Origin of the sequence: Pseudomonas sp. DR48, assembly GCF_019823085.1 — a bacterium.
Taxonomy (GTDB): domain Bacteria; phylum Pseudomonadota; class Gammaproteobacteria; order Pseudomonadales; family Pseudomonadaceae; genus Aquipseudomonas.
Window position 1 is genome coordinate 6,888,119 of the sequence record NZ_CP081946.1, and the last position, 12,255, is coordinate 6,900,373.

The window sequence follows — 12,255 nt, forward strand, 5'->3', positions numbered from 1 at the left end:
GGGAGCGAGCCTGCTCGCGATAGCGGTGGATCAGTCGACATCGTTGTTAACTGACACACCGCTATCGCGAGCAAGCTCGCTCCCACAAGGGCGGTGTCATGGCGAATCAGCGTTGAACGGTTTTGCTGACCGCTGCGCTGTTGTCGTGGATCAACTGAGTGATCATCGCGTCGGCCTCGGCCAACTGACGGTCATACACGTTGGTGCTGAACGAAGCCTTTTGCGGCGGCTGTTGCGCCAGCACCGGGCCGCTCTGGTCATGCAGGTTCACATCGACCTGAGTCGAGAGGCCGACCCGCAGCGGATGCTTGGCCAGTTCTTCGGCGTTGATGTGGATCCGCACCGGCACGCGCTGCACGATCTTGATCCAGTTGCCGGTGGCGTTCTGCGCTGGCAGCAAGGCGAACGCGCTGCCGGTCCCGGCGCCGAGGCTGTCGATGGTGCCGCTGAACTTGACGTCGCTGCCGTACAGGTCGGTCTCAATGTCCACAGGCTGGCCGATGCGCATGTCGCGCAGTTGGGTTTCCTTGAAGTTGGCGTCGATCCACAGCTGATCCAGCGGAATCACCGCCATCAGCGCAGTGCCTGGCTGAACCCGCTGGCCCAGTTGCACGGAGCGCTTGGCCACATAACCGGTGACCGGCGCGATCAAGGTGCTGCGCGAATTGTTCAGGTAAGCCTGACGCAGCTGCGCGGCAGCCGCCATCACGTCTGGATGCGACGACACCACGGTGTCGTCCACCAACGCGCTGGTGGTTTTCAGTTGTTGCTTGGCGTTGGCCAGGGCGTTTTGTGCCGAGGTCAGGTCGTCGCGAGCGTGGGACAGTTCTTCCTGGGAAATCGCCCCGCCAGCGGCAAGATTTTTCCGCCGATTGAAGTTGTCTTGCGCCTTTTGCACTTCTGCTTGTTGGGCGTTGACCTGGGCTTTCATGCCGTCGACGTTGCTGTACAGACCGCGAACCTGACGCACGGTGCGGGCCAGGTTGGCCTGTGCACTTTGCAGACCGACTTGGGCATCGTTCGGGTCAAAGTTGATCAGCACCTGGCCTTCATGGACCAGGTCGCCGTCGTCAGCACCGATGCTGACAACGGTGCCGGTGACCAGCGGGGTGATTTCCACCACGTTGCCGTTCACATAGGCGTCGTCGGTGCTTTCATTCCAGCGCCCGTAGAACTCGTGATAACCCCAGACACCGATACCGGCGAGGATTACCACGATGGCGAGCACCACCAGCATGATTTTGCGTTTGCGCGGATTGCTCGTGTCTTGAGCATTGTCCGGGGCTTGAGATGTATCGGCAGTGGCCATGACAAATACCTTGAATTAGTTGTGCTGCGTGGCTGGGGTTGCGTTGGCTGCGGTCAGGGTTTCGCCTTGGAAGCCGCCGCCCAGCGCTTGCATCAGTTGGATCGATAAGTCGATCTGCTCGGCATTCAGGTTGGCCAGCTGACGCTGGGCCTGGAGCAATTGCTGCTCGATGCTGAGCACGTCCAGGTAGTTGCCGATGCCGGAACCGTACCGCTGGACCACGGTGTTGTAAGAATCCTGGGCAATGTCGGTGGCGTGTTGCTGTGCCCCGATCTGCCGGCCGATATCGCGCAACTGGTTGATGGTGTCGCTGACATCACCCAGCGCTTTCACCAGGCTTTTGTTGTACTGCGCCACAGCGAGGTCGTAATCGGCGTCGCGGGAGTCGAGGTTGGCGCGCAGGCGGCCGCCATCGAAAATCGGCACGGAAATAGTTGGCGCGATGTTGAAGAAACGGCTCGCCGAACCAAACATCGCATCGCCCAGTAAAGATTCGGCACCCGCCGCCGCGCTCAAGTTCAAGTTGGGATAGAACTGGGTTTTGCCTGCGGCGATGTTCTTGCTCGCGGCTTCGACCCGCCAGCGTGCAGCCACCAGGTCAGGGCGACGACCGAGCAATTCGGCCGGCAACACCGACGGCAACGCAACGGCGCTGGCCTGAAGGACTTTCGGCCGGGCAATTTCGTTACCGCGGTCAGGGCCTTTGCCCAGCAGCACGGCCAGGGCAATTTTCGCGCTTTGCAGGCGTTTTTCGGCGTCGATCAGGCTGGCTTCGGAGCTCGCTTCCAGGCTTTCGGTTTGCTGGAACTGGTACTGACTGTCGATCCCCGAACTCAGGCGACGCTGACTCAGGTCGAGCATTTGCCGAGTACGTTTGAGGTCTTCATTGGCCAGGTCATAAATGATGTGCGCCTGGCCCAGATCGCTATAGGCGCGGGCCACATCGGCCGACAACGTCAGCTGCGCGGCCTGCTGGTCGACTTCGGCCGCACGGGCTTGGCCCAGCGCTGCTTCCCAGGCGTCACGCTGACCGCCCCAGAGGTCGAAGTTGTAATTGAAACTGGCGCCGATATTGCGCACGGTGGAGTAAGTGCCGCCCTGCCCGCTCGGGTCTTGATCGCGGGACAGATGCGAACGGCTGACACCGGCGCTGGCGTCGAGGGTCGGCATGCGCGCAGCGTCGGCGGCATAGGCAGCGGCGCTGGCCTGATGCGCACGGGCGTCGGCGATTTGCATGTCGGGGCTGTCGTGCAGGGCTTCGCGGATCAGACCATCGAGTTGCGGATCGCCCAGGCTGGTCCACCAGTCGCTTTTCGGCCAGGCCGCCGGCGACAGGGTCACGCCGGTGAGGGATTGTCCGGCCTTGAGGTTTTTCGCATCGAGGCTGACGCCTTCGGTGGTCAGGCCGCTATAGCTGGCGCATCCGGCCAGGGTCATGGCCACCAGCACCAGGCTCAAACCGGCACGCAGGGTTTTACTGCTCATTTGTCACCTACCCGCAGCAAGGTGATCGAGTCACCCGCCGCCACCAATATTTTCTTGAGGATCTGTTCCAGGGTTTTCAGCTCTTCCGGTGTGATCGCGCCAGCCAGTTCATTCATGGCGTTAGCGCCGATGTGCGGCAGCCGGTCGGCGAGCTTCTGGCCTTCTTCGGTCAGCACCAGTTGCACCTGACGGCGATCCGCCTCGGAACGCTGGCGGGCGAGGAAACCTTTCTGTTCCAGACGATCGAGCATGCGGGTCATCGAACCGCTGTCCAGCGACAGGTGCCGACACAGCTCGGCCGGCGTATCGACACCGAACTGGGCCATGATGATCAGCACTTTGAACTGCGCGGCGGTGATGCCGTGGGGCTCCATGTGCGTGTCGATGATCCGGTCCTTGAGCAGCGCAGCGCGCCCGAGCAGGAGACCGAGATGGCAATTCTGGAATTCGTCTGGCGTGAAATGTTTCATCTGACCACCAATTAGCTGCCTAGGCAGAGAATGTATGACGAGATGTTACTGCCTAGGCAGCGAATGTCAACGCAATAGTTAGGTTGCTTGCTATTTAGCTGATCAATGGCGCGGGGAAGTTGCTTTGGATCGATGACCGCAGCGCGCCCGTCGCGAGCAGGCTCGCTCCCACAGGGTTCGGTGTGATCCCTGTGGGAGCGAGCCTGCTCGCGATGGCAGCGACTCGGTTTAGGAGAAGACGGGGCTTAGAAATCCCGCTTGTAGAAGATGTCCAGCGAACTGGCCACGCCGCCGGCGGCTTCGAGGTAGACCTTTTTGCTCAGCTTGTAGCGCAAGGCAATCGTGTTGGCCGGCTCGAACACGCCGACGCCATAGCGCAGGCTGAGTTTTTCCGAGAGGTTGCCGCTGGCCACGACGCTGGTGGTGTTGCCGCTGCCCTCGGTATCGAGCTGGAAGTCCTGAATCCCCAGATTCTTGGCCAGGCCGCTGGTCACACCGGAACTGCCCATCAGCCCCAAACCTAGCGCCGCCTGGGCCAGCATGTTGTTGTCTTCACCGTTGCTGCTCAGCGGACGCCCCAGTACCAGATAGGACAAGGCCTGTTCCTGGCTCATGGCCGGTTCGGAGAAAATCTGCGTGGTGGGCTGCTCGGCGCTGCCGCTGAGGCGAATGCCGGCGATGATGTCATCTGTCTGGCGAATCGCTTCGATGTCCAGGTATGGCTGATCGATGGGACCGGCAAACAGCAAACGCGCCCGGCGTACCGTCAGTCGCTGGCCGTAGGCGCGATAACGGCCATCGTTGAGCCAGAGCTCGCCGCGAGTATCCATGTTGTCGCCAATGTGCACATGACCTTGCAGGTTGGCAGTCAGGCCAAACCCGGCAAAGCTGAGTTTGTCCTGACCGACCGCCACGTCGATGTCCATTTTCATCGCCAGCGGCGGTTTGCCCTCTTCGGTCTGCTGGCCGACGATCACGGTGTCGCCGGACAGCTTGACCGTCGACGGAGGCAGTTCGCGCACGGTGATATCGCCCCTTGGCACCAGCACTTTGCCGGCAATCGCCAGTTCGTCGCCCTTCATCGAGATTTTCAGGTCCGGCGCCACTTCGAGCTTGGCGTATGGCTCGACGCTGACCGGCAACTGTGTGCCTTTGAGAGCCAGGTCCACCACCAGCGCTTGGCCCCAGGCGACGTTGCCATTGAGAGTGCCCTGCCCGGTCTTGCCGCTTTTCCAGCCGCCGTTCAGTTGCACGGTCTCGCCGGCAATCACCGCTTGTAGTTGCAAGGCTTGCAACTCCATCGGCAGTTCCGGCCCGGACACTTCACCGTCGCTGAGCAGCAGGTTGCCATTGACCAGGGGCGCCAGCAGCGTGCCGGAGAGCGTGCCGCTGCCATTGAGGCGGCCCGTGAGTTTCTCGACCATCGGCACAAACGGCCGCGCGACGGACAGGTCCAGGCCACTGAGACGGAACGAGCCGGTCAGCGGTTTGTTAGCGGGCAACGGATTGATCTGCGCTTGCACCCGCAATTCGCCGAGCTTGCCGCCGACGAAGTTGAGGTCGGTGTCGATGCGTTTGGGCGTGAGTTTGCTGGTCAGCAGCAGGGTCTGGTAGGGGAAGTCCAGCCACTGATCCTTTTCCTTCATGCGCAAGGTGCCGCCGCTGGCATCGATGCTGATCTGGCCGTTCGGGCCGCTGGCCGGCAAGTCCAGTTGCAGGTCGGCGTTGAGCTTGCCGTTCCAGGCGAAATCCTTTGGCAACCACTGCGCGAGGCTTTCGATCGGGAATTGCTTGAGGTGGTAACGCAGCTTCGGTTCAGGCATCAGGCGCTGGTCTTCACCGCACAGGCTGGCCGGGCCGGACATCCAGCAATGGGCGCCAATATTGATTTTGCCGTCGACCAATCGTTCGAGCCTGGCCGGGCCTTGCAGCTTCCAGTCCTGACCACCGGCCTGGATATCACCACTGGCCAGGCGACCGCGCCAGTTGCCCTTGTCCAGCGCACCGTCGAGGCCGAGCGCCAGTTTCAGTTTCGGCCCTTGCAGATCGAGGGTGAGTTTCTGGTTTTTGATATCGCCCTGACCGCTGGCGGTCAGCGTTCCCAGTGCGGTGTCGCCGGCCTGAATGCCACTGCCCTTGAGGTCGATTTTCGCTCGTTGCGCGCTGTCGAGATTCGCGTCCACGTTGAGGCTTTGCAGGCGATTGTCCTGGAAGGCCAGTTGCGTACCCTGCAGCCCGAGCTTGCCTTGCGGTGCCTTGAGCGTGCCGGCGACATCGAGGCGACCGTTGATCTGGCCGCGCAGTTGTGGCCAGAGTTGCGCCAGGCGCGGCAGCTTGATATCTAGCTGGCCGGCCAGTTTCTGTTGCAGGCTGCCCTTGCCGCTGATGCTGTTGTCGCCGAGGCGGATTTGCAGCGCGTTGAGGTTCCATTGCGCGCCGCCGCCATCGGCCTTGGCCTGGATCACCGCCGGTTGGCCGCGCAGTTTGCCTTTGAGGTCGAGGTCGGCGTTCAGGCTGAGTTGTTCATTTTTCATCTCGCCTTTGCTGCGCAACGGTCCGGCCAGTGTGCCCGGCAACTCCGCGACCCAATACGCCGGGTTGATCGCCGACAGATCCAGAGCAGTGTCCCAGGCAATGCCATCGGCAAATTGCAGGTTCAGATGCCCTTCAGCCTTGCCCTGCCCGGCTTCGAGCTGGATTTGTTGCAGGTAGATTTTCGTCAGGTCGCCGCTGAACGGGCTGTTCAGACTGAACGCACCCGCCGGACCATCCAGCGCCGCTTTGAAGCTGCCCAAGTATTTGCCGTCGGTGTAGGAAACTTGTCCGTTGAAGCTGCGCAACGCGACTTCTGGCTCATCGATCAACGGATAGAGGCGATGCCACGGGAAATCCTGCCAGTCGATTTTCGCGTCGGCGCTCAGGCCTTTGCTCCAATCCAGTTGCCCGGTGAGTTTGAGGGTTTGCTTGTCGTTGGCGGTCAGATCGAGCGCGGCAATCTGTGCGCCTTGGGCATCGACCTTGCCTTGCAGCATCAATGCGACCGGGCCTTTTTCGGCGGGCAATGTCGCTTTGCCGAGCAATTGGTAACCGTTTTTCAGGTCGCCGTCGCCGGTGAGCTCCAGTTGATTGAGTTGCAAGGTGTCCGGCAGATCGGCGCTGGGCTTGAAACCGTCAGCGGTGATGCGCACTTTGGCTGGCAGATTCTCGGTCAGCGGTTGTACTTCGCCGCTCAGTTGCCCGTTGAGGTAACCGCTGCTGTCGGCTTTCAGGTTGAGGGTTTTCAGCAAGTCACCGTCAACCTTCAATGCCAGGTTCCAGGGCTGCGGGGCCGGCAGGGTCAGTGTGCCTTCGGCCTTCAGCGGCCAATTGCCGTTGGGCTGCAGCAGGCCGGACAGATTCAGGCTGAGTTCGTCGCGTTGCAACTTCACTGAATCGATCTGCAACCCTTGCGCGGTCCAGTGTGCAGCCAGTTGCAAGCCTTTGAGTTCTTCGCTGCCATTGAACAGCAGGCTGCCGATTTGCACATCGCCCAGTTCGATGGCCAGCGGTAATTTCAGATCCGGCAGCGCGATCGGTCCACTGCTGGTTTCTTCGGTACTCGGCGGCAATTGCAGGCTGACTTGATCGGCCTTCAGTTGCTCGATGCACAGCGTCATGCGCATCAGGCACAGCGGCGACCAGGCGAAAATCGGCTTGCTGAGCTCAACCCGGCTGCTGTCCTGCTGCCACAACAGATGATCTGCACTCCACTGTCCGCCCAAACGGCCCTGGAAATTCTCGACGGTCAAACCCGGCACAAAACCGAGCGCCCAACGGCTGCCCGTCGCCGTGCCCAACACTGTGCTCACCGCCAGGACGACCAGCATCAGCAGCGCCAGAATCGCCATCAGCCTTATCTTCAAACCACGCGTCACAGCTCAGGCCCCATGGAAAAGTGCAAGCGGATGCCGCCGTCGTCGTCTAGCGCATGGGCCAGGTCGAGACGAATAGGCCCCACAGGCGAAACCCAGCGAACGCCGATACCAACGCCGGTCTTGAGGTTCGGCAGGTCGAGCGTATTAAAGGAGTTGCCCTGGTCAACAAAGGTCGCGACCCGCCATTTTTCGGCGATGGAATACTGATACTCGACGCTGCCGGCGACCATGTAGCGGCCACCGATGCGGTCGCCGTCGGAGTTTTCCGGGGACAAGCTCTGATAGTCGTATCCGCGCACACTCTGATCACCACCAGCAAAAAAGCGCAACGACGGCGGAACCGATTTGTAGCCATTGGTGGCGCTGCCGCCGACCTGCACCCGACCGAGGAAACGGTGTTTATCGAAGACCGTGGTCAGACCTTTCACCAGAGCGGTCCCGTACACCAGATTGGTGTCCGAACCCAAACCTTCCTTGGCCACTTTGGTCTCGAATTGCAGGCGATAGCCGTTGTGCGGATCGATGCGATTGTCGCTTTTCAAATACGAATAGGTGATGCCCGGCATCAGCAAGGTGCTGAGCCCCGAATCGTCGCCGAGCCGGTATTCCTCACGCTGCCATTTGAGCGAAACCACGCGCTGCCAACCGCTGGGCAATTTGCTGTGCCACTCGGGGCCGAGTGTCAGCAGTTTGCTCAGAGAGTCCTTGTCGGCGATTTCTTCGTTCTGATACCCCCCGGCGAAGCGCAGTTTGTCGGTCAGCGGCGGGTCCAGGGGAATGTCGTAGAACACACCAACGTTCTGCCGCGGTGCCGAGACTTCGGTCTCCCAGCCGTAGCTGTGTCCCTGCGGGTTGACCCAGTGCCGGGTCCAGTTGGCCTTGACCCGTGGGCCGACGTCAGTGGAAAAACCCAGCCCCAGGCCCATGGTCCGAGGCTTGCGGGTTTGGAGCTGGACGTCGACCGGGATCACATCATTCTTGGCCGCCGTGGGGGCTGCATCCACCCGCACGCTCTCGAAATAGCCGCTGGCCTGCATGGCCTGATTGAGTTCGGCGATCAATTCGGAATCGTAAGGAGCACCTTCCTTGAACGGCACCATACGCCGCAGCAGGTCTTCGTCGAACGGTGTGTCACCTTCGAAACTCACTTTGCCCAGGGCATAACGCGGGCCGCTGTTATAAATGAGCTCGATGTCGGCGACGCCGGCTCGCGGGTCCACGGACAGTGTCTGATGGGTGAAATAACCGCTGAAAAAGCCGTAGCGCGACGCCTGGTTCTGAATCAGCCGCTTGGCGTCTTCATATTGGCCGTGGTTGAGCACGGCGCCGGTTTGCAACGCATGGCCCTGGGGGATACGAAAGGCCTTGAGGGACGCCGCAGGGCCGTCGATGCGAATCGTGACATTGCGTAAATGCACCGGCTCGCCGGGATCGATATTGAGCACCAGGCGTGGGTTCTTGCCGCCCTTCACGTCACTGTCGATGTGCGGCTGGTAATAACCCAAGGCCTGGGCAGCCTTGCGCGCCTGTTCCTCGGCGCCACGACTGAAGCGCAACAACGCTTGCTCGTCACGATCGCCGAGGCTGCCGATATAGCCCTCTATATTGGCCTTCAGTTCATCGTTGGACGGTTTGATCCGCACATCCAATTCACTTTGCGCCAGCACCGCGCAGCTGGTTAACAGCATCAGCACGCCACTGGTAAATCTTCCTGGAAACTTCATAGGCGCGGATGCTATCACGAGCTTGGGAGCGTGATAGAGCCTGGCGTGGAGTCAAAGTTCTACCTTTATGCCGTTGCTGTTTGTAACACCTGGGGATTGGCGTGGAAAAACACGTGCTCGCGAACCGGTCCTACGGCGACCTCGCCGATTTCCTCATAGCCCTGACGCTTATAGAACTCCAGATAACGAGGATTCCCGGTGTCGAGGATCACGCCCTGGGAGTTTTCATCCACCGCGCACCAGTTGTGCACCGCTTGCAGCAGTTGCTCGCCGAAATGCTGGCCCTGGAACTGCGGATGGATCCCCAGCAACGGCAGGACGTGTACCGAGTCAGTCGGCACACAGGCGGCCACCGCGGCGTGGTAATCGAGGTAGCGACGGGTGCACCGAAACCCGGTGCTGAGCACCATGCGCAGGCGCCACGCCCAACTTTCGGTAATGCCCAGCCGGCGTTGCGGCGGTGCAATCAGGGCGATGCCGATCAGCCGGTCGTTGACCAGCAGGCCGATGGCCGGCAAATCCTGCAGAAAATGTTGTTTGACCAGCTCGCGCACGGTCGCTCGCACGCGATGCTCATAGCCGGGGCGTTCGGCTTCGAACAGGTAACCGAAAGTCGGCTCGTGTCGGTAGGCGTGGTAAAGAAGGGAGCGCGCTTCGTGGGCGTAGCCGCTGTCGAGCATGTGGATATCGGCAATGGCGGTCGAGGTTTCGGGCATAACGGTATTTCTCCCCGGGGCGCTGTTCAAATGACTGCGCTCTTCTGGTTACGAGCCTATAGCGCCGACACAGTTCCTTGCTGATCCAAATCAGTGCCGTTGCGTAAGCCGTCATCGCGAGCAAGCTCGCTCCCACAAGGTATAGACCAGACTTGAGAAATCAGTCAGCCCGGTAAAGACGCCACATGTCTGACAGAACAAGGTAACTACCCTGCCGCAACACTGGCCCGATTCCTACAGGTCAGCTAGCATCGCCCTTTTGCCAGGACTGCCGACCATGAAGATCGTCTCCTTCAACATCAACGGGCTGCGCGCTCGTCCGCATCAGCTGGCGGCGCTGATCGAAAAGCATCAGCCGGACGTCATCGGGCTGCAGGAAACCAAGGTTCACGACGACCAGTTCCCGCTGGCCGAGGTTCAGGCGCTGGGCTATCACGTGTATTTCCACGGGCAGAAAGGCCATTACGGCGTCGCCCTGCTCTCGCGTAAAGAGCCGCTTTCGCTGCACAAAGGTTTCTCCACCGATGAAGAAGACGCTCAACGGCGCTTCATCTGGGGCACGTTCGCCGATGCCGATGGCGTGCCGGTAACCATCATGAACGGCTATTTCCCACAGGGCGAAAGCCGCGATCACCCCACCAAGTTCCCGGCCAAGGAGCGTTTCTACAGCGACCTGCAACTATTGCTGGAATCGCAGTTCACCAATGAACAGCCGGTGGTGGTGATGGGCGATGTGAACATTTCCCCGGAAGACTGCGACATCGGTATCGGCCCGGACAACATGAAACGCTGGCTCAAGACCGGCAAATGCAGCTTCCTGCCGGAAGAACGCGAGTGGATGGCCCGCCTGAAGAACTGGGGCCTGGTGGACAGTTTCCGCCACTTGAACCCAGACGTGGCCGACCGTTTCAGCTGGTTCGACTACCGTAGCCGCGGCTTCGAAGACGAGCCCAAGCGCGGGCTGCGGATCGACCTGATCATGGCGTCTCATGGCTTGTTGCCACGGGTGAAGGACGCGGGTGTGGATTACGAATTGCGCGGCATGGAAAAGCCCTCGGATCACGCGCCGATCTGGCTTGAGTTGAGCTGATCCCCCCCGCCTTCGCACAGATCAAAATGTGGGAGCGGGCTTGCTCGCGAAAGCGGTGTTTCATTCAACATCAGTATCGACTGACACGACGCCTTCGCGAGCAAGCCCGCTCCCACATTGGTAACTGTCATCTTTCGGAAACTTTACTGACTTATTCTCCCGGCACTTTCCTTGGCTATATAAGGTGCCGGCATGACGCTGCGCGTTTTGTTCCTGTTGATGCTGTGCGCCGGTTTGCCATTGACGACTTCGGCTAGCGATTTGCCGGTCTCCGACAATGGTCCGGTCTTGCGCATCCAGGGCTCCAATACCATCGGTGCGGCGCTGGGGCCGGCGCTGGTCGAGGGGTTAATGCGCGAACAGGGCCTGCTCAAGGTTCATCGCGAAGTCCCGGACAAAGCCAACGAACTGCGCATCGTCGGCGAAACCGCTCAGGGACAACGGGTAGCGGTGGATGTCGCGGCCCATGGTTCGAGCACCGGGTTCAGCGCCCTGAAAAACGCCTCGGCCGATCTCGCCGCCTCGTCGCGTCCGATCAAGGACAGCGAACGCCTGGAACTCGAACCCCTGGGCGACTTTAAAAGCCCCGAAGCCGAGCAAGTCATTGCCATTGACGGACTGGCGATCATCCTCCATCCGCACAACCCGCTGAATCAACTCGACACCGAACAACTGGCGCGCATCTTCAGCGGCGAGGCTAAAACCTGGGAAGAGTTGGGCGGTCGTGGCGGGACGATTCATCTGTACGCGCGCGATGACCAATCGGGCACCTACGACACCTTCAAGGAATTGGTCCTCAGTCGTCGTGGGAAAACCCTGAATAGCGCCGCGAAACGCTTCGAATCCAGCGAGCAGTTGTCCGACGCTGTCAGCCAGGACCCACAAGGCATTGGTTTCATCGGTTTGCCTTATGTGCTCAAGGCCAAAGCCGTGGCGATCGCCGATGGGCAATCCCAGGCCATGCTGCCGCTAAATAACCTGATTGCCACGGAAGACTATCCGCTGTCCCGGCGGCTGTTCTTTTACCTGCCGCCGCAGGGGAAAAATCCCTGGGCCCAAGCGCTGGTGACGTTTGCGCAAAGCCGCGAAGGCCAGGCAATTGTCGCGGCCAACGGCTTCATTGCCCAGACCGTGCAAGCCATGACGGTGACCCCGAACGCGTTGATGCCCGAGGCCTACCAGGCGCTCAGTCGTCATGCACAACGCCTGTCGGTGAATTTTCGCTTTGAGGAAGGCAGCGCGACCCTCGACAACAAGGCCCGACAGGACTTGTCGCGGGTGCTCGACTATATAAAGCAGCACGACAAGACCGCTCGGCAAGTGACACTGGTGGGATTTGGCGATGCGAAGAGTGACCCGGCGCGCGCCGATCTGTTGTCGAAACTGCGGGCCATGGCGGTGCGGCGCGAACTGGTGAAAGGCGGCGTGGTGTTTCGCGAGATACGCGGTTTTGGCGCCGAGATGCCGGTGGCGACAAACAGCGCGGACGAGGGGCGGATCAAGAATCGGCGGGTTGAGGTTTGGGTGTATTGAGTCAGATGTTGGTG

Annotated in this window: 8 protein-coding genes; 2 read left to right on the forward strand and 6 right to left on the reverse strand. The window is 60.6% G+C overall.

Annotated elements, in window-relative coordinates; genetic code table 11:
- Positions 1-106: 106 nt before the first annotated feature.
- From K5K95_RS31245 to K5K95_RS31270, 6 genes are all read right to left on the reverse strand, one after another.
- Positions 107-1,309 carry an efflux RND transporter periplasmic adaptor subunit gene (locus tag K5K95_RS31245; protein WP_222587637.1) on the reverse strand — a complete coding sequence of 401 codons (1,203 nt, stop codon included), beginning with the start codon at positions 1,307-1,309 and terminating at the stop codon, positions 107-109.
- Between the two features lie 15 nt (positions 1,310-1,324).
- Positions 1,325-2,794, reverse strand: coding sequence for an efflux transporter outer membrane subunit (locus tag K5K95_RS31250; protein WP_222587638.1), 1,470 nt, complete (start codon positions 2,792-2,794; stop codon positions 1,325-1,327).
- Positions 2,791-3,264: a MarR family winged helix-turn-helix transcriptional regulator gene (locus tag K5K95_RS31255; RefSeq protein WP_222587639.1), complete on the reverse strand. Its 474-nt coding sequence runs from the start codon at positions 3,262-3,264 to the stop codon at positions 2,791-2,793. Before K5K95_RS31255 ends, K5K95_RS31250 begins: the two co-directional genes overlap by 4 nt.
- A 245-nt stretch (positions 3,265-3,509) precedes the next feature.
- Entirely contained in the window at positions 3,510-7,178 is a 3,669-nt protein-coding gene (locus K5K95_RS31260; protein WP_222587640.1) for a translocation/assembly module TamB domain-containing protein, read from the reverse strand.
- Positions 7,175-8,902, reverse strand: a complete 1,728-nt coding sequence (locus K5K95_RS31265) for an autotransporter assembly complex protein TamA (protein WP_222587641.1) — start codon at positions 8,900-8,902, stop codon at positions 7,175-7,177. Before K5K95_RS31265 ends, K5K95_RS31260 begins: the two co-directional genes overlap by 4 nt.
- Positions 8,903-8,967: 65 nt before the next feature.
- Positions 8,968-9,618, reverse strand: coding sequence for a GNAT family N-acetyltransferase (locus K5K95_RS31270; RefSeq protein WP_222587642.1), 651 nt, complete (start codon positions 9,616-9,618; stop codon positions 8,968-8,970).
- A 277-nt stretch (positions 9,619-9,895) separates the two neighbouring features.
- On the opposite strand from K5K95_RS31270, the gene xthA reads away from it, so the two are divergent.
- Positions 9,896-10,708, forward strand: a complete 813-nt coding sequence (gene xthA / locus K5K95_RS31275; protein ID WP_222587643.1) for an exodeoxyribonuclease III — start codon at positions 9,896-9,898, stop codon at positions 10,706-10,708.
- Positions 10,709-10,900: 192 nt separating this feature from the next.
- Positions 10,901-12,241: a substrate-binding domain-containing protein gene (locus tag K5K95_RS31280; RefSeq protein WP_222587644.1), complete on the forward strand. Its 1,341-nt coding sequence runs from the start codon at positions 10,901-10,903 to the stop codon at positions 12,239-12,241.
- Positions 12,242-12,255 lie beyond the last annotated feature (14 nt).

Bases quoted from the DNA above. Each gene is read 5' to 3' on its own strand.
- K5K95_RS31245 (WP_222587637.1), bottom strand. From the start codon at position 1,309: ATGGCCACTGCCGATACATCTCAAGCCCCGGACAATGCTCAAGACACG.
- K5K95_RS31250 (WP_222587638.1), bottom strand. From the start codon at position 2,794: ATGAGCAGTAAAACCCTGCGTGCCGGTTTGAGCCTGGTGCTGGTGGCC.
- K5K95_RS31280 (WP_222587644.1), top strand. From the start codon at position 10,901: ATGACGCTGCGCGTTTTGTTCCTGTTGATGCTGTGCGCCGGTTTGCCA.
- xthA (WP_222587643.1), top strand. From the start codon at position 9,896: ATGAAGATCGTCTCCTTCAACATCAACGGGCTGCGCGCTCGTCCGCAT.
- K5K95_RS31265 (WP_222587641.1), bottom strand. From the start codon at position 8,902: ATGAAGTTTCCAGGAAGATTTACCAGTGGCGTGCTGATGCTGTTAACC.
- K5K95_RS31270 (WP_222587642.1), bottom strand. From the start codon at position 9,618: ATGCCCGAAACCTCGACCGCCATTGCCGATATCCACATGCTCGACAGC.
- K5K95_RS31255 (WP_222587639.1), bottom strand. From the start codon at position 3,264: ATGAAACATTTCACGCCAGACGAATTCCAGAATTGCCATCTCGGTCTC.